The organism is Pseudomonas mendocina (assembly GCF_900636545.1).
GTDB classification, from domain to species: domain Bacteria; phylum Pseudomonadota; class Gammaproteobacteria; order Pseudomonadales; family Pseudomonadaceae; genus Aquipseudomonas; species Aquipseudomonas mendocina.
On record NZ_LR134290.1, the window covers coordinates 2557087 to 2574368 of the forward strand.

A 17282-nucleotide genomic window follows, 5' to 3' on the forward strand; every position below is an offset into this window, starting at 1 on the left:
CGTCATTCTCATACGGACTCAAGGGGTTTATATGCGTGTTATTCGCCTGCTGATGCTGGCTGCTCTGAGCTTTACCCTGCTGACCGCCCAGGCTGACGAAGAGGCGGCCACCAAGCGCCTGACCGAACTGCTCAACCAGGCGCAAACCATCAACGCCCGTTTTTCCCAGCTGACCCTGGATGCCAGCGGCACCCAGCTGCAGGAAACCGCCGGCGAGCTGGTACTCAAGCGTCCTGGCCTGTTCCGCTGGCATACCGATCAGCCGATGGAGCAACTGCTGGTTTCCAATGGTGAAAAGGTCTGGCTGTATGACCCGGATCTGGAGCAGGTGACTATCCAGACCCTTGATCAGCGCCTGACCCACACTCCGGCCTTGTTGCTGTCCGGTGATGTGTCGCAGATTCGCGAGAACTTCGAGATCGACTACAAGGAAGGTGGCAGCGTGGTCGACTTCATTCTCAAGCCCAAGGCAAAGGACAGCCTGTTCGACAGCCTGCGCCTGTCGTTCCGCAACCGCATGCTCAACGATATGCAACTGATCGACAGCATTGGTCAGCGTACCAACATCCTGTTCCTCAATGTGAAGATGAACGAGCCGGTCGATGATGGGCAGTTCACCTTCGACATTCCGGAAGGTGCGGACGTCATCCAGGAGTAAGACGTGGATCTGTTCGGTCGCCAACCTGTCGCGCAGCCGCTGGCTGCGCGTTTGCGTGCCACCAGCCTGGACGAGTACGTCGGGCAGGAGCATGTGCTGGCGCCGGGTAAGCCACTGCGCGAGGCGCTGGAGCAGGGCGCCTTGCACTCGATGATCTTCTGGGGGCCGCCCGGGGTGGGCAAGACCACCCTGGCGCGTCTGCTGGCCAAGGTCACCGATGCTCATTTCGAGACCATCTCGGCCGTTTTGTCAGGTGTGAAGGAAATCCGTCAGGCTGTCGAGGTGGCTCAGCAGCATGCGGCGCAGTACGGCCGTCGCACCATCCTCTTCGTCGACGAGGTGCATCGCTTCAACAAGAGCCAGCAGGACGCCTTCCTGCCTTACGTTGAAGATGGCACGCTGATTTTCATCGGCGCGACTACCGAAAACCCCTCCTTCGAACTCAACAATGCCTTGCTGTCCCGCGCTCGCGTCTACGTGCTCAAGAGCCTCGACGAAGCGGCCATGCGTAAGCTGGTCAATCGTGCCTTGAGTGATCCGAAAGGCTTGGGCGAGCGTCACCTGAGCCTGCCGGACGACGCCTTTCAGATTCTTCTGGCTGCCGCTGACGGTGATGGCCGCCGCCTGCTCAATTTCCTCGAGAACGCCGCGGACCTGGCGGAGGATGATGGCGAGATCGGCGTCGAACTGCTGCAGAATCTGCTGGGTGACAGCCGCCGACGTTTCGACAAGGGCGGCGAGGCCTTCTACGACCAGATATCCGCGCTGCACAAGTCGGTGCGAGGCTCCAGTCCGGACGGCGCGCTGTACTGGTACGCGCGGATGCTCGACGGCGGCTGCGATCCGCTGTACATCGCCCGCCGCGTGGTGCGCATGGCCAGCGAAGACATTGGCAATGCTGACCCACGCGCGCTGACCCTATGTCTTAACGCCTGGGATGTCCAGGAGCGCCTGGGCAGCCCGGAAGGCGAATTGGCCGTGGCCCAGGCCATCGTGTATCTGGCCTGTGCACCCAAGAGCAACGCTGTCTATATGGCGTTCAAGGCGGCCATGCGCGATGCCGCCGAGCAGGGTTCGCAGGAGGTCCCGCTGCACCTGCGCAATGCGCCGACCAAGCTGATGAAGCAGCTCGGCTACGGCGATGAATACCGCTATGCCCACGACGAGCCGGATGCTTACGCTGCGGGCGAGGATTACTTCCCCGAGAGCCTGCAGCCGCGTCAGTACTACGACCCTGTGCCGCGCGGCCTGGAGCTGAAGATTCGCGACAAGCTGCTGCATTTGCGCAGCCTGGACGCTGCGAGCCCGAGGCGGAGGAGAGCACCATGATCCGCGTCGCGCTTGCCGTAGCTGCTGGGGGCGCGGTTGGCTCGGTGCTGCGGTTTCTGGCTTCCAGCTGGGTCGCGGGCAATTGGCCAAGGCACTTTTATCTGGGCACCTTTGCCGTCAACCTCGTTGGCTGCCTGTTGATCGGCTTGCTTTCGGGGCTGTTCCTCACGCGTACCGACCTTCCACTGGAGCTGCGCACGGGGTTGATTACCGGCGTTTTGGGCGGTTTCACCACTTTTTCATCCTTCAGCCTGGAAATCATGAAACTGATCGAGGGTGGTCGCGCAGTCGAGGCGCTCGGCTACCTGGCGTTCAGCATCATCGGCGGTCTGCTGGCGGCCTGGGCAGGTTTGAGCCTGGCTCGTTTGGCGGCCTGACCTGGCAGCAGGCTGTTGAAAAGAACGCAGGTGGTTTTTCAACAGCCTGCTAAGGCTTTACACTCCACAACCCGCGCCACAGTGCCGGCCATCATCATTTCGCTGTTGTATTGAGACCCGAACATGCTCGATTCCAAACTTGTCCGCACGCAACTCTCCGAAATCGCCGAGCGCCTCGCTACCCGCGGCTTCGCCCTCGATGTCGCTCGTTTCGAGGCCCTGGAGAGTCAGCGCAAGTCGGTGCAGGTACGCACCGAGCAGCTGCAGGCCGAGCGCAACAGCCGTTCCAAATCCATCGGCCAGGCCAAGGCGCGCGGCGAAGACATCACGCCCCTGCTGGCGGAAGTCGATCAGATGGGCAGTGATCTGGAAGCGGGCAAGCGTGAGCTGGATGCCATCCAGAACGAGCTGGACAACCTGCTGTTGAACATCCCCAACCTGCCGCACGAGTCGGTACCGGTCGGTGCCGACGAAGACGGCAATGTCGAGGTGGCGCGCTGGGGCACCCCGCGCACCTTCGCCTTCGAAATCAAGGACCATGTCGCCCTCGGCGAACAGCATGGCTGGCTGGATTTCGAAACCGCTGCCAAGCTTTCCGGCGCGCGCTTCGCGTTGCTACGCGGCCCCATTGCGCGTCTGCATCGCGCCCTGGCGCAGTTCATGATCAACCTGCACACCGGTGAGCACGGCTACGAAGAGGCCTACACCCCTTATCTGGTGCAGGCTCCGGCACTGCAGGGCACCGGTCAGCTGCCGAAGTTTGAGGAAGACCTGTTCAAGGTCCGCCGTGAGGACCAGGCCGATCTGTATCTGATCCCGACTGCCGAAGTCTCGCTGACCAATATCGTTGCTGGCGAAATTCTCGATGCCAAACAGCTGCCATTGAAGTTCGTCGCACACACACCGTGCTTCCGCAGTGAAGCAGGCGCTTCCGGCCGCGATACCCGTGGCATGATCCGCCAGCACCAATTCGACAAGGTCGAGATGGTGCAGATCGTCGAGCCCTCCAAGTCCTTCGAGGCGCTGGAAGGCATGACCGCCAACGCCGAGCGTGTTCTGCAACTGCTGGAATTGCCGTATCGCAAGTTGGCGCTGTGCACCGGCGACATGGGCTTCTCTGCGGTGAAAACCTACGACCTCGAAGTCTGGGTGCCGAGCCAGGACAAGTACCGCGAGATTTCCTCCTGTTCCAACTGCGGCGACTTCCAGGCGCGCCGCATGCAGGCACGTTACCGCAACCCGGAAACCGGCAAACCCGAGCTGGTGCACACACTCAACGGTTCCGGTCTGGCGGTTGGTCGCACCCTGGTGGCGGTACTGGAGAACTACCAGCAGGCCGATGGCAGCATCCGCGTCCCCGAAGTGCTCAAACCCTACATGGGCGGCATCGAGGTGGTCGGCTAAACCGCGATCGGTTCGCATCATACGGGGTGGCAATGGCCGCCCCGTTTTTTAGGCGGCAAACGCCGTGAGCAGGGTGCGCGATGCGCATCAGGATCGGCATCAATCAATGGCGCGCACGGCGCCCCCTAAAGCTTGCCGCTCACCTTCCTCTTACGAGGTGTGATTCATGCAATTCCTTCCGCTGTTCCACAAGCTGCAGGATCGCTCGGTACTGGTGATCGGCGGTGGCGAAGTCGCGCTGCGCAAGGCACGACTGCTAAGCGATGCCGGGGCTCGTCTGCGCGTTGTCGCGCCGGATATTCGTAGCGAGCTGCAGGAGCTTGCCGGCCCCGACGGCATCTTCCTGCGCGGCTACGCGAGTGGCGATTTGCAGGGGGTATCCCTGGTCATCGCTGCCACCGATGACGTTCCGCTCAATGCTCGGATTTCCGCTGAGGCCCAGGCGCTGGGTATTCCGGTCAACGTGGTGGATGCGCCGGCGCTGTGTAGCGTGATCTTTCCCGCTATCGTCGATCGCTCGCCACTGATCGTCGCTGTCAGCAGTGGCGGCGATGCTCCGGTACTGGCCAGGCTGATCCGCGCCAAGATCGAAACCTGGATTCCGGCTACCTACGGCCAGCTGGCTAACCTGGGCAAGCGCTTCCGGGAACGGGTCAAGCAGCTGTTTCCCGATGTGCAGCAACGCCGGGTGTTCTGGGAGGATGTTTTCCAGGGCCAGATTGCCGAGAGCGTTTTCTCCGGCAAGCCGCACGAGGCCGAGCGCCTGCTGGAAGAGCGGTTGGCTGGGGCTGCGCCGCGTGCGCTGGGTGAGGTGTACCTGGTCGGCGCAGGTCCGGGGGATCCGGATTTGCTGACCTTCCGTGCCCTGCGACTGATGCAGCAGGCCGATGTGGTGCTCTACGACCGTTTGGTGGCGCCTGCGATCATCGAGCTGTGCCGGCGCGATGCCGAACGCATCTACGTCGGCAAGCGCCGCGCCGATCACGCTGTGCCACAGGAGCAGATCAACCAACTTCTGATCGATCTGGCGCGCCAGGGCAAGCGTGTGCTGCGTCTTAAGGGCGGCGATCCGTTCATATTCGGCCGTGGCGGCGAGGAGATCGAGCAACTGGCGGTTGAGGGGATTCCGTTCCAGGTCGTGCCGGGCATCACCGCCGCGTCGGGCTGTGCAGCCTATGCGGGCATTCCGCTGACCCATCGCGACCACGCGCAGTCGGTGCGTTTCGTTACCGGTCACCTGAAGGACGGCAGCAGTAATCTGCCATGGAAGGATCTTGTCGCGCCCGGTCAGACGCTGGTGTTCTACATGGGCCTGGTAGGGCTGCCGGGCATCTGTGAGCAACTGATCGCGCACGGCCGCTCAGGTGCAACGCCCGCGGCATTGGTGCAACAGGGCACCACGCAGAATCAGCGCGTCTTCACTGGCACGCTGGATACCCTGCCGGAGCTGGTGGCCGAACACGAAGTGCACGCGCCTACCCTGGTGATAGTCGGGGAGGTAGTGACGCTACGTGACAAGCTGGCCTGGTTCGAAGGCGCTCAGAGCAGCATCTGACGCAGCGAGACTGAAGCCCCTTTGCGAGGCTTCAGTCATCGCCATCAACGCTTGAATACACCTTTGCCCGGCAGGCGCTGGCGATCATATGCGCGCGTGAAGTCCTGTTGCGGCCCCTTGGGAATCACGCCGGTCGGATTGATGGTGGCGTGGCTGGCGTAGTAGTGCGACTTGATGTGAGTGAAGTCCACCGTCTCGGCGATGCCTGGCCATTGGTACAGCTCGCGCAGCCAGTTGGACAGGTTCGGGTAGTCCTCGATGCGCCGCAGGTTGCACTTGAAGTGCCCGTGATAGACGGCGTCGAAGCGAATCAGCGTGGTGAAAAGGCGGATGTCCGCTTCGGTCAGGTATTCGCCTGCCAGGTAGCGGTCGCTGTCTAGCAGCGCTTCCAGCTCGTCGAGCATGGCGAACAGCTCGTCGAAGGCTTCCTCATAAGCTTCCTGGGTCGTGGCGAAGCCGGCGCGATAGACACCATTGTTCACTGCCGGGTAGATACGCTCGTTGAGGTCGTCGATACGCTCGCGTAACGGCTCGGGGTAGAAGTCCAGGGTGTTGCCGGTCAGGCCATCGAATGCACTGTTGAACATGCGGATGATCTCCGCCGATTCGTTGCTGACGATGCCGCCGCTCTGCTTGTCCCACAACACGGGTACGGTGACGCGGCCGGTGTAGTGACGGTCATCGGCGGTGTAGCGCTGGTGCATGTAGCTCAGGTTGTCGAGGTGATCACCGCTGGAGCCGGTGTCGCGATCGAAGGTCCAGCCTTGCTCACGCATCAGCCAACTGACTATCGATACGTCGATCAGGGATTCCAGCCCCTTGAGCTTGCGCAGGATCAGCGTGCGATGAGCCCACGGGCAGGCCAGAGAAACGTACAGGTGATAACGCCCGGCCTCGGCCTTGAAGCCGCCATCGCCACTCGGTCCGGCGCTGCCATCAGCGGTCACCCAGTTGCGGCGTTGTGCGCTCTCGCGCTGGAAGCGGCCACTGTTGCCGGTGTCATACCACTGGTCGTGCCAGCGCCCATCGATCAACAAGCCCATAGCGCTTGCCTCCGTTCAGAATGAACCTGAAGTCTAGCGACATGAAGTCGATTGAAAGGTGGAAAAAGCTGGCTTAAAGAATCGATCAATTCGATTGAAGGCGTGCATCCCAGCGGTGTTGCGCCTGTTGGAAAGCCTCATTGCGGGCCACGCCCAATCCGCGCAGCGCGGTCGCCATGGTGGCGATCACTGCCAGGCGCCCGTAGGCATCCTCATGCTCGCCGCGCCAGAACGCCCCCAGCATGTCTGTGTCGAGCCGTTCGGGCTTGACGTGACGCTGTGCCGAGAGCGCTGGCCATTCCTCGTCCCAATCCTTGCCGTTCCGCGTGCCATACAGATGGCAGGCCGCATCAGGGTTGACTTCGATCTCGCCACCTTCGCCCTTGATCACGATGGCTTCATCGCCCAGCAGGCGACTGGCCTCGCGGTGCACGGCCTGATAGCCAGGGTGAAAGATGCTCTGCAATCCGCAGCGGGCGCCGAGTGGGTTGATCACGCGCGCCAGGGAATGAATGGGTGAGCGCAGGCCGAGGGTATTGCGCAAGTCGATCATGTGTTGCAGTGCCGGCATCCAATCACCCAGGTAGCTGTAGGCTAGGCCGTGCTGATCGAGCGCAACCGCCACATTCTGCCAATCACGGCAGTAGGCGATATCCAGTTTTGCCAGTAGTTGCTCGGTATAAAGGCGCCCGGCAGTATGCGCGCCACCGCCGTGCATGAAGATGCGCACGCCGCTGGCGGCCAACGCCTTGGCGGCCAGCAGATACCAGGGCAGATGGCGCTTTTTGCCGGCGTAGCTGGGCCAGTCCAGATCGACCTGGATGGTGGGTGCAGCCAGCCGCGGGCGGATGGCTTCGGTGAAACCGGCGAGCTCCTCTGCGCTTTCCTCCTTGTGCCGCAGTAGCATCAGGAAGGCGCCGAGCTGGGCGTCCTCGACCTTGCCATCGAGCAGCATGCCCATGGCTTCGCGGGCTTCGTCGCGTGTCAGCCCGCGTGCACCGCGTTTGCCCTTGCCGAGAATGCGCACGAACTGGGCGAAAGGGTGTTCTTCGGGCGTGATCAGGTTCATAGGCAGTTGGTCGGTTTCGGCAGGCCGGCGAGCTTGGCGGCGAGTTTGGCGGGGGTGCCCTTGAACAGGCGATTGAGGTGCAGGCCGTTGCCCTTGTCTGGCCCGAGTTTCAGGGCCACGTACTTGATCAGCGGACGGTTGGCCGGTGACAGCTGGAATTCGTCATAGAAGGCGCGCAACAGGTCGAGAATTTCCCAGTGCTCATCGCTCAGTTGCAGCTCTTCGGCGGCGGCAAGCGCCTCGGCAACGGGGCGCGACCAGTCCTGCAGGTCGATGAGGTAGCCATCCTTGTCCAGGGCGATATCACGTCCGCCGACGTTAAGCGTACTCATAGCCAGCTGTTGACCTTTGCGTAGCGGGTGCAGAGTTCGACGAATGTCGGGTAATCCACGGACTGAACGCGCCCGCAGGCCTGCAGGCCGCGGGCGGCGAGGTCTTCATCCAGTGCGTAGAGCGCGACTCTGGCGGGCATCAGTTGCAGCGCCTGCAGGTTGGCGGTGCCGGGTTGTAGGGCATACACCGCGTCACCGCTGAGCAACAGCGCGTCGTCAGCACCCAGCAGGCGCAGGCAACTGGCCAGACGGCTGTCGGCGAATGGGGAGTGGGAAAGAACATGCAGGGTGGCCATCAGAGGGTGATCACCTGGTCGTAACGATTGAGGAGGGCGGTCAGCGCGTTGTCGTCGAGGCGCTCTATCGCCAGATTCAATTCGCTATCGCCAAGACCGCGTTCGACCAGGCTGCGCTGGCTAGCGTACAGATTCTCTACGCCGAACATGGGGAGTGCCTGCAGATTGGCGCCGAGGTCTTTCTGTTGCAGTCGACTAGGTTGCTGCCCGGCGCAGAGCTGAAAGACGCCGTCATCGAGAAACAGCATGCCAATGGGCAGATCGAAAGCGCCGCCAGCCAGGGCGATGTCCAATGCCTCGCGTGCGCCGGGGCCGCTCCATGGGGCCTGGCGGCTGATGATCAAGAGCGACTTGTTCATTCAGTGGCCTCCGAAGCAGATCAGTCGGTCAGCCTGTTGCGCCGCTTCATGCAACTGGCCGAGGCCGGAAAGCTCCCATGGTGCCTCCAGGTTGGCTGCTGGGCGTGCATAGCGCCGTGACTCTTCAGTGTTCAGCACACCGCGACGCAGTGCCGCGGCGATGCACACCACGGCGTCCAGCCCGTTGCTTGTGACGAACTCGCGCCACTCTCGGGGCAGGTCCAGCTCGTCCTGCGGGCTCACGACATTGCTGGCAGCACTGTGCACGCCGTCCTGATAGAAGAACAGGCGAACGATCTCATGGCCGCCGGCCAATGCGGCCTGGGCAAAGCGCAGCGCGCGACGTGAGGCAGGCTGGTGAGGGGCGGCGAACAGGGCAATGGCAAACTTCATGGGGTGTCCGGCGAGGTAAAACTGCGGCAATGATAAAGCCAGGGTGCCCGGCAAACAAAGGATCACTGCGGCAGGACAAACAAGCGCGCAAGAAAAAGCCCGCCGAAGCGGGCTCTAAGGGGGACGAACCGTGATCAGTCGTCGCCGCCCATGATGCCGAAGATCTGCAGCAGGCTGACGAACAGGTTGTAGATCGAAACGTACAGGCTGATGGTGGCCATGATGTAGTTGCGTTCACCGCCATGGATGATGGCGCTGGTCTGGAACAGGATGCAGACCGAGGAGAACAGCACGAAGCCGGCACTGATCGCCAGCTGCAGGCCGCTGATCTGGAAGAAGAAACTGGCCAGAACGGCAGCGAGCAGGACGAAGAAGCCCGCGGTAATGAAGCCGCTGAGGAAGCTCATGTCCTTGCGGGTAGTCAGCACATAGGCGGACAGGCCGAAGAACACCAGCGCGGTCATGGAGAACGCCGAGCTGATCACCTCGGCCCCGTTGGCCATGCCCAAGTAACGGTTGAGGATCGGGCCGAGGGTGTAGCCCATGAAACCAGTCAGGGCGAGGGTGGAAACCAGGCCCCAAGCCGAATCGCGCAGCTTGTAGGTGAGGAAGAACAAACCGTAGAAGCCGATCAGTACCACGAAGAAGTTCGGGTAGGGCACGTTGGCGCGCTGGCTGAGAAAGGCGACCAGGCCACTGAAGGCCAGGGTGATTGCCAGCAGGCCATAGGTGTTGCGCAATACCTTGCTGACTTCCAGCTGGTCGGTCTGCGAATGATTTAGTACGTAGTCTCGCTCTTGCATGGCAACGCTCCTGTGACACAAGGATTCCGTTATTCGAATGCACCGGATCATAACAGAGCCAGTCGAGGTGCCAAGACAGAGAGTTTGACAGTGTGTTGCGTTCGGGTAAGATTGCCGCCCGCACTACTGCAGAGGCTTGAGCACCAGCCTCCGCAACTCAAGAATTTGGAAGCGTGGCCGAGTGGTTTAAGGCAACGGTCTTGAAAACCGTCGATGGGCAACTATCCGTGAGTTCGAATCTCACCGCTTCCGCCAATTTTCCATATTGCCTTGATGCGATATCTGACCGTAATCTGGCGCTTTCTTTTTGACTGCTATGCGCCAAGCTAGGTCAGTGTCTGGCTTTTTGCTAAGGTGGCCGGCAAGTTCAACCTCACCGTCGTGCACGGTGGCTGACAAGGTGCAACGAGGTGGCGATTGATTAGGGTCTTGGTTGTCGACGATCACGATCTGGTTCGCACGGGCATCACCCGCATGCTGGCTGACATCGAAGGTCTGCAAGTCGTAGGTGAAGCCTGCACCGGCGAAGAAGCCCTGCTCAAGGTTCGCGAACTCAAGCCCGACGTCGTTCTGATGGACGTCAAGATGCCCGGCATCGGCGGTCTGGAGGCCACCCGCAAACTGATGCGCAGCCACCCCGACATCAAGGTCGTCGCTGTCACCGTATGCGAGGAAGATCCATTCCCGACTCGCCTGCTGCAGGCCGGCGCCGCTGGTTATCTGACCAAGGGCGCGGCGCTGGATGAAATGGTGCAAGCCATTCGCCTGGTGTTTGCCGGCCAGCGCTACATCGACCCGCAAATCGCCCAGCAACTGGCGCTGAAATCCTTCCAGCCGCAAACCAGTGGTTCGCCGTTCGATCTTCTATCCGAACGCGAAATCCAGATCGCGCTGATGATCGCCAACTGCCACAAGGTGCAGAACATCTCGGACAAGCTGTGCCTGTCGCCGAAGACGGTCAATACCTATCGTTACCGCATCTTCGAGAAACTCTCCATCACCAGCGACGTCGAGCTGGCCCTGCTTGCGGTACGCCACGGCATGGTCGACGCCGTCAGCTGAAGATGTCCGCTTCCTTCGATTCGAGTGCCTTCCTGGCGACCTGCAGCGGCCGTCCTGGTGTCTATCGCATGTTCGATGGCGAGGGCAGGCTGCTTTACGTCGGCAAGGCGAAGAACCTCAAGAAGCGTCTCTCCAGTTATTTCCGCAAGACTGGCCAGGCACCCAAGACCGCCGCTCTGGTAGCCCGCATCGCGCAGATCGAAACGACCATTACCGCCAACGAGACCGAGGCGCTGCTGCTCGAGCAGACGCTGATCAAGGAATGGCGGCCGCCGTACAACATCCTGCTGCGCGACGATAAGTCCTATCCCTATGTGTTCCTCTCCGATGGTGAATTCCCGCGCCTCGGTATTCACCGCGGCGCGAAGAAGGCCAAGGGGCGCTATTTCGGTCCTTACCCCAGCGCCCTGGCGATTCGCGAGAGCTTGAGCCTGCTGCAGAAGACCTTTCTGGTTCGTCAGTGCGAGGACAGTTACTACAAGAACCGTACGCGCCCCTGCCTGCAGTACCAGATCAAGCGCTGCAAGGGCCCCTGCGTCGGTCTGGTCAGCCCGGAGGAGTACGCCGAAGACGTGCGTCATTCGGTGATGTTCCTCGATGGTCGCAGCAATGCATTGAGCGAAGAACTCTCCGCCAGCATGGAGAAGGCCTCCATGGCCCTGGAGTTCGAACGCGCCGCCGAACTGCGCGACCAGATCGCCATGCTGCGTCGCGTACAGGACCAGCAGAGCATGGAAGGTGGCACCGGCGATGTCGATGTGGTCGCTGTGATGCTCACGCCGGGCGGCGCATGTGTGCACCTGATCAGCGTGCGTGGCGGCCGCGTGCTGGGCAGCAAGAATTTCTTTCCGCAGGTGGCGATCGAGGAGGAGGGGGGCGATGTGCTGATGGCCTTCCTCGCCCAGTACTATTTGGGCAACGCCGAGCGAGACCTGCCCAGCGAGTTGATCGTCAACGTGCAGCATGAAGACTTCGCCACGTTGATCGAGGCCATCGAATCGCTGCGCGGGCGCAGCATCAGCATCAGCTTGCGCGTGCGTGGCACCCGCGCTCGTTGGCAGCAACTGGCGGTCACCAATGCGGAACAGGCACTGGCTGCGAGACTGGCCAATCGGCAGCATCTGGCAGAGCGCTTCGAGGCGCTGGCGACCGTGCTGGAAATGGACGAACCGCCGCAGCGCATGGAGTGCTTCGATATCAGTCACTCCAGCGGCGAGGCGACTGTCGCTTCCTGCGTGGTGTTCGGCCCCGAGGGCCCGCTGAAATCCGATTATCGTTGCTTCAATATCGAGGGCGTGACTGCCGGCGATGACTACGCCGCCATGCACCAGGCCCTGACACGCCGTTTCAGCAAGATCAAGGATGGCGAAGGCAAACTGCCAGACGTGCTGCTGGTCGACGGCGGCAAGGGCCAACTGGCCATGGCCCGCGAGGTGCTGCAGGAGCTGGCGGTGCCGGACCTGATCCTGCTTGGCGTGGCCAAGGGCACGACGCGCAAACCTGGCCTCGAAGTGCTCTACCTAAACGACGCCGAGCATGAGTTCACCTTGCCCGGCAATTCACCGGCGCTGCACCTGATCCAGCAGATTCGTGACGAATCACACCGCTTCGCGATCACTGGGCACCGCGCACGCCGAGGCAAGACGCGGCGTACTTCGACGCTGGAAGAGGTCGCTGGGATCGGTCCGAAGCGGCGACGTGAGCTGCTCAATCACTTCGGCGGTCTGCAGGAGCTGTCCCGCGCCAGCGCCGAAGAAATCGCCAAAGCGCCCGGAATCAGTAAAAAGCTCGCCGAGTTGATTTATGACACTCTGCACAGTGAGTAGAATGCCCGTTCATTTCGCAGCCTAGTTGTGCCGATGAATATCCCCAACTTGCTTACCGTGCTCCGGGTCGCACTGATTCCGGTCTTCATCCTGCTGTTCTATCTGCCGTTCTCCTGGAGCTACTGGGCGGCCAGCGGCGTCTTCGCCGTTGCCGCCGTGACCGACTGGCTCGACGGCTATCTGGCACGCCGCTGGGAGCAGGGCACGCCGTTCGGCGCCTTCCTCGACCCGGTAGCCGACAAACTGATGGTGGCCGTGGCGTTGGTGCTGCTGGCTGCGGAGCATTCCAATCTGTGGCTGACCCTGGCGGCTGCGACCATCATCGGCCGCGAGATCGTCGTCTCTGCCTTGCGCGAGTGGATGGCCGAGCTGGGGGCTCGGGCACATGTGGCGGTATCCAATCTCGGTAAATGGAAAACCGCGGCGCAGATGCTGGCCCTGGTCATCCTGCTGGGCAATCCGCCTGTGTTCACCTTCTGGGTCGTGGTCGGATACATCCTGCTGGTGATCGCGGCGGTGCTGACATTGTGGTCGATGCTGCAGTACCTGCTGGCTGCCTGGCCGCACCTCAGCACCACCTCGGAAAAGAAATAAGTATTTTTGAATCAAAGGGTTGACGGCACGATTCGATTCTATAGAATGGCGCCCGTCGACAAGACAAGCGGGAATAGCTCAGTTGGTAGAGCACGACCTTGCCAAGGTCGGGGTCGCGAGTTCGAGTCTCGTTTCCCGCTCCAGTTTTACACGAGTCGCCAAGGCGGCTCGTTTGCTTCATGGCTGAGTTGCAGAGTGGTTATGCACCGGATTGCAAATCCGTGAACGCCGGTTCGATTCCGACCTCAGCCTCCAATCAAAAGGCCTCGTAGATCAATGATTTACGAGGCCTTTTTCATTCTCGCTAGTGCGCTTTGCATGCCTTGCGAGGACGCGGAGGGCTGTATATAGTCCGCCCTTCGCACAGCGCTACCGCCCGAATGGCGAAATCGGTAGACGCAGGAGACTTAAAATCTCTCGCCAGCAATGGCGTGCCGGTTCGAGTCCGGCTTCGGGCACCATTCATCTGTTTCTAGCTGGCCTACAAGTCTACGAAACTCATCCAATCGGCACTCTGGCCGGTTTTGTCATTTATGGCTGTCTCTTATTTCCCATTCTGAAATCGGCGAAAAGTGTTTGGCGCGGGTTAATGACGGCTAAGGCGTTCTGCTTGTCTATATCCGGCAAACCTAGGTGCCAATCAACGTCGTGATCTGATTGACGCTGATCACCTGGCCGCTCCAGATCATTTCGTAATGCGCGCTCTGGATGATTGAAGCCACTGGCCGCGGCGTCATCAGTGCCCAGCAGATATTGCCGGCAGAGCGAACCGAGTGATAGCGCAGGCCCATGCATCCTGCGCTTTTGACCTCGGCCCCGAGCTGGTTGGAGTGGGAGTAGTCGCTCGGCGCATAGATCGGGTCGGATAGTGGCACGACCGTCGCGTCTCTCAACCCCGTTTCGTTGAAGTTGGCTGTCAGCCCTCTGAAGACGAAGCGCTCATAATTGAGCTCCGGCACCTTCGACCAGTAGCTTTCCTGGTGGTAGCACACCTCGGCAATCGCGGTATCCATCCTGTCCGCCAGGTACAGCACGCCGAAGCTGCCGTTGCTGAAGCGCGATCCGGCAGGGTTGACGTGGGTGAAGGGGGCCGTCGCGTACGAGCAGCCAGCAATGCCGAAGGGAATCTGATCACGCGGGATCAGCTCCAGGCGACCAATCTCGTTCTGCAGCCTTGGATTGGTCAGCGCCTGGATCTGATAGAGGGCTTCGAAGTCCTCTGCGTCGGCGACGTCATCGAACAGGGCGATGGGCGGGAACTTGGAGTTGACCAGGCGATAGGCTTGTACCGGCTCATCCTCCAGCAGCGGCAGGTCGCTGAGCATTACCACTGAGCACCTCGCAGTGTGTCGATGCGCCGGAACGTCTCGTACAGCGAGATCATGTCGCCTTGCGCCATGACTTCCATTGGCGTGCGACCGTTGAAGAACTCGTTGTGATTCTCCATCAGGGCAAAGCCATAGACGTTATCGGGGTTGTCGAACATCACGCGCAATGCGGCATGGATATTCAGCACCAGGCTGATGCGCTGCATCTGATCGGAATCCAGGCTCACCGTCCACGACGAGTCCTTCTGGCTGGCACGGGCGTAGGTGCTGCGGGAAATTCGTAGCACTCGGCAGGCCTGCTCGGCCGAGGCCTTCCACTTGTCGAGAATGTTCAACGCCGCGCGCAGACCGGCTGCGCACTGGCTTTTCGAGAAGTCCTGAAGCTGGAGGGCTGTAGCAGTCATATAGAACCCTTCTTTGTGTCTGCAGATAAATTTATAGCATATTTTAATCTGCAGATTAAATTTGCTTACTTTCCCGAACGAAGAGAGGTCAGCGTCAGCGCCCGACAAACTTGATCACGGTCAATTTTAAACCGGCCCTCGAAGCGTAGATTCCACATCATCTTGTGTTCTTAGTCTGATCTTTAAACTAGATGATGTGCCAGGAGGTGCTGAGTGTATAAGGAGCGTGTCCCATATCGACCGCAGTCGTTGTTCAAGCGCGACGGCCAGGAGGTGCCTTTCGAGGGCGCCAAGATAGAGCGTGCGATCACTGCTGCTGGCCAGGCCACTGGGGAATTCGCGGCGATTGAGGCCAAGGCGCTCTCCGACGCGGTGCTGGCACGTCTGACGGAGTTCCGCAGCCTGGACGTGGAGCAGGTTCAGGATCGGGTCGAGCAGGTGCTGATGGAGGCCGGTTACTATCAGACCGCACGCGCCTACATCGTCTATCGCGAGCGGCATGGTCGTCTGCGGCGCGACCGCAAACACCTGATCGATGTAGCGGCGTCGATGAACGAATACCTGTCGCGCGAGGATTGGCGGGTGCAGGCCAACGCCAACCAGGGCTATTCACTGGGTGGGCTGATTCTCAACGTATCCGGCAAGGTGACGGCCAACTACTGGCTGGACGAGGTATACAGCGAGGAGGTCGGCCGGGCACACCGTGAGGCCGACCTGCACATCCATGACCTCGACATGCTGGCCGGATACTGCGCGGGTTGGTCGCTGCGCACGCTGCTGCATGAGGGTTTCAATGGCATCGCGGGGCGGGTCGAGGCGGGGCCGCCCAAGCATCTGTCCAGCGCGCTGGGGCAGATGGTCAACTTCCTCGGGACCCTGCAGAACGAATGGGCCGGCGCTCAGGCGTTCAGCTCGTTCGATACCTACCTCGCGCCTTTCGTGCGCAAGGACGGTCTGACCTACGACGAAATCCGCCAGGCCATTCAGGAGTTCATCTACAACCTCAACGTGCCGTCGCGCTGGGGGACACAGACGCCTTTCACCAACCTGACCTTCGACTGGGTCTGCCCCGAGGACCTGCGTGAGCAGGTGCCGGTGATCGGTGGCCAGGAGATGTCGTTCTGCTACGGCGACCTGCAGGACGAGATGGAGCTGATCAACCGCGCCTACATCGAGGTCATGATGGCCGGCGACGCGAAAGGGCGGGTGTTCACCTTCCCGATCCCGACCTACAACATCACCCACGACTTCCCCTGGGACAGCGACAACGCCACGCGTCTGTTCGACATGACCGCGCGCTATGGCTTGCCGTACTTCCAGAACTTCCTCAATTCGGACATGCAGCCTAATCAGGTGCGCTCGATGTGCTGCCGCCTGCAACTGGACGTGCGTGAGCTACTGAAACGCGGCAACGGGCTGTTCGGCTCAGCGGAGCAGACGGGGTCCCTTGGCGTGGTGACCATCAACTGCGCGCGCCTCGGCTATCGCCATCGGCAGGATCTGCCCGGCCTGCTACAGCGCCTGGATGCGCTGCTGGACATGGCGTACGAAAGCCTGGAGGTCAAACGCAAGGTCATTCAGCACCACATGGATGCAGGGCTCTATCCCTACACGCGGCGCTACCTGGGCACGCTGCGCAATCACTTCTCCACCATTGGTGTGAACGGCCTGCACGAAATGCTACGCAACTTCACCGGCGACCGCGAAGGCATGCACACCGAGCTGGGGCGTGAGCTGGCGCTGCAGGTGCTCGATCATGTGCGGGCGCGCCTGGTGCAGTTCCAGGAACGCAGTGGCCATCTCTACAACCTCGAAGCCACGCCGGCCGAGGGCACTACCTACCGTTTCGCCAAGGAGGACCAGAAGCGTTTCCCCGACATCCTCCACGCTGGGACGGTCGATGCGCCTTACTACACCAACTCCTCGCAACTGCCAGTCGGCTTCACTGACGATCCCTTCGAAGCCTTGGCCCTGCAGGACGAGCTGCAATGTAAGTACACCGGCGGCACCGTGCTGCACCTGTACATGGCTGAGCGGATTTCTTCGGCGCAGGCCTGCAAACAACTGGTGCGCACGGCGCTGTCGCGCTTCCGCCTGCCGTACCTGACCATCACCCCGACCTTCTCCATCTGCCCGGTGCACGGTTACCTGGCTGGTGAACATGAGTTTTGCCCAAAGTGCGACGAGGTACTGCTGCAAAAACAGCAGTGCTGCGGCGCCTGCGGCGGATGAGGACCTCATCCAGCACTAACCACCACAAGGAGCGACACCATGAACGCACAACTGAAACTTCCCGAAGCCCAGCGGCAGCGCTGCGAGGTCTGGACCCGGGTGATGGGCTATCACCGGCCAGTGACGGCCTTCAACCTGGGCAAGCAGTCCGAGCATCGCGAGCGCCGTCATTTCGTCGAGCCACGTTGATTGCGCCGTGAGTCCGGGCCATTACGATG

General features: G+C 61.1%; 17 protein-coding genes, 4 tRNA genes and 1 pseudogene. 13 read left to right on the top strand and 9 right to left on the bottom strand.

Annotation, left to right across the window (positions count from 1 at the left end; translation table 11 throughout):
- The first annotated feature begins 31 nt into the window (after positions 1-31).
- The 5 genes from lolA to cysG all read left to right on the top strand — a co-directional run bounded on the left by lolA (position 32) and on the right by cysG (position 5323).
- A complete protein-coding gene (gene lolA / locus EL191_RS11755) occupies positions 32-658 on the top strand; it encodes an outer membrane lipoprotein chaperone LolA (RefSeq protein ID WP_024308154.1) in 627 nt (208 codons plus the stop codon).
- 3 nt (positions 659-661) lie between these two features.
- Positions 662-1987, top strand: coding sequence for a replication-associated recombination protein A (locus EL191_RS11760; RefSeq protein WP_041979287.1), 1326 nt, complete (start codon positions 662-664; stop codon positions 1985-1987).
- The gene (gene crcB / locus EL191_RS11765) at positions 1984-2364 is read left to right on the top strand and encodes a fluoride efflux transporter CrcB (protein WP_041979285.1); all 381 of its coding nucleotides are present in this window, start codon (positions 1984-1986) and stop codon (positions 2362-2364) included. Before EL191_RS11760 ends, crcB begins: the two co-directional genes overlap by 4 nt.
- A 123-nt stretch (positions 2365-2487) precedes the next feature.
- Entirely contained in the window at positions 2488-3768 is a 1281-nt protein-coding gene (gene serS / locus EL191_RS11770) for a serine--tRNA ligase (protein WP_041979283.1), read from the top strand.
- Between the two features lie 166 nt (positions 3769-3934).
- Positions 3935-5323, top strand: coding sequence for a siroheme synthase CysG (gene cysG, locus EL191_RS11775; protein ID WP_041979281.1), 1389 nt, complete (start codon positions 3935-3937; stop codon positions 5321-5323).
- Positions 5324-5367: 44 nt separating this feature from the next.
- Here cysG and EL191_RS11780 read toward each other — a convergent pair whose 3' ends face one another.
- From EL191_RS11780 to EL191_RS11810, 7 genes are all read right to left on the bottom strand, one after another.
- Complete coding sequence (locus tag EL191_RS11780) at positions 5368-6366, bottom strand: glutathione S-transferase family protein (protein WP_041979278.1); 999 nt, start codon at positions 6364-6366, stop codon at positions 5368-5370.
- An 85-nt stretch (positions 6367-6451) separates the two neighbouring features.
- Entirely contained in the window at positions 6452-7435 is a 984-nt protein-coding gene (locus EL191_RS11785) for a glycosyl transferase family protein (RefSeq protein WP_041979276.1), read from the bottom strand.
- Positions 7432-7767, bottom strand: a complete 336-nt coding sequence (locus EL191_RS11790) for a TusE/DsrC/DsvC family sulfur relay protein (RefSeq protein ID WP_041979273.1) — start codon at positions 7765-7767, stop codon at positions 7432-7434. The genes EL191_RS11785 and EL191_RS11790 overlap by 4 nt, the downstream gene beginning before the upstream one ends.
- Positions 7764-8063, bottom strand: coding sequence for a sulfurtransferase complex subunit TusB (gene tusB, locus EL191_RS11795; RefSeq protein ID WP_013715511.1), 300 nt, complete (start codon positions 8061-8063; stop codon positions 7764-7766). The genes EL191_RS11790 and tusB overlap by 4 nt, the downstream gene beginning before the upstream one ends.
- Complete coding sequence (gene tusC, locus EL191_RS11800) at positions 8063-8422, bottom strand: sulfurtransferase complex subunit TusC (RefSeq protein ID WP_013715512.1); 360 nt, start codon at positions 8420-8422, stop codon at positions 8063-8065. Before tusC ends, tusB begins: the two co-directional genes overlap by 1 nt.
- Positions 8423-8815, bottom strand: coding sequence for a sulfurtransferase complex subunit TusD (gene tusD / locus EL191_RS11805; RefSeq protein WP_013715513.1), 393 nt, complete (start codon positions 8813-8815; stop codon positions 8423-8425).
- A gap of 134 nt (positions 8816-8949) precedes the next feature.
- On the bottom strand, positions 8950-9618 hold the full coding sequence (locus EL191_RS11810) for a Bax inhibitor-1/YccA family protein (protein ID WP_017360873.1): 669 nt from the start codon (positions 9616-9618) through the stop codon (positions 8950-8952).
- Positions 9619-9785: 167 nt separating this feature from the next.
- Here EL191_RS11810 and EL191_RS11815 point away from each other — a divergent pair.
- From EL191_RS11815 to EL191_RS11845, 7 genes are all read left to right on the top strand, one after another.
- A tRNA-Ser gene (locus EL191_RS11815) sits at positions 9786-9873 on the top strand.
- A 162-nt stretch (positions 9874-10035) separates the two neighbouring features.
- Positions 10036-10680: a response regulator transcription factor GacA gene (gene gacA / locus EL191_RS11820; RefSeq protein WP_041769442.1), complete on the top strand. Its 645-nt coding sequence runs from the start codon at positions 10036-10038 to the stop codon at positions 10678-10680.
- 2 nt (positions 10681-10682) lie between these two features.
- Positions 10683-12506 carry an excinuclease ABC subunit UvrC gene (uvrC, locus tag EL191_RS11825; protein ID WP_041979270.1) on the top strand — a complete coding sequence of 608 codons (1824 nt, stop codon included), beginning with the start codon at positions 10683-10685 and terminating at the stop codon, positions 12504-12506.
- A 33-nt stretch (positions 12507-12539) separates the two neighbouring features.
- Complete coding sequence (gene pgsA / locus EL191_RS11830) at positions 12540-13100, top strand: CDP-diacylglycerol--glycerol-3-phosphate 3-phosphatidyltransferase (protein ID WP_013715517.1); 561 nt, start codon at positions 12540-12542, stop codon at positions 13098-13100.
- Positions 13101-13167: 67 nt separating this feature from the next.
- Positions 13168-13243 (top strand) — tRNA-Gly (locus tag EL191_RS11835).
- Positions 13244-13281: 38 nt separating this feature from the next.
- A tRNA-Cys gene (locus EL191_RS11840) sits at positions 13282-13355 on the top strand.
- 119 nt (positions 13356-13474) lie between these two features.
- A tRNA-Leu gene (locus tag EL191_RS11845) sits at positions 13475-13561 on the top strand.
- Positions 13562-13729: 168 nt separating this feature from the next.
- On the opposite strand, the gene EL191_RS11850 is transcribed toward EL191_RS11845, so the two are convergent.
- A complete protein-coding gene (locus EL191_RS11850) occupies positions 13730-14425 on the bottom strand; it encodes an RES family NAD+ phosphorylase (RefSeq protein WP_041979267.1) in 696 nt (231 codons plus the stop codon).
- Positions 14425-14832 carry an antitoxin Xre-like helix-turn-helix domain-containing protein gene (locus EL191_RS11855; RefSeq protein WP_013715519.1) on the bottom strand — a complete coding sequence of 136 codons (408 nt, stop codon included), beginning with the start codon at positions 14830-14832 and terminating at the stop codon, positions 14425-14427. The genes EL191_RS11850 and EL191_RS11855 overlap by 1 nt, the downstream gene beginning before the upstream one ends.
- A 213-nt stretch (positions 14833-15045) precedes the next feature.
- Here EL191_RS11855 and EL191_RS11860 point away from each other — a divergent pair.
- Positions 15046-17253: pseudogene (locus EL191_RS11860) on the top strand (ribonucleoside triphosphate reductase).
- The last annotated feature ends 29 nt before the right edge of the window (positions 17254-17282 follow it).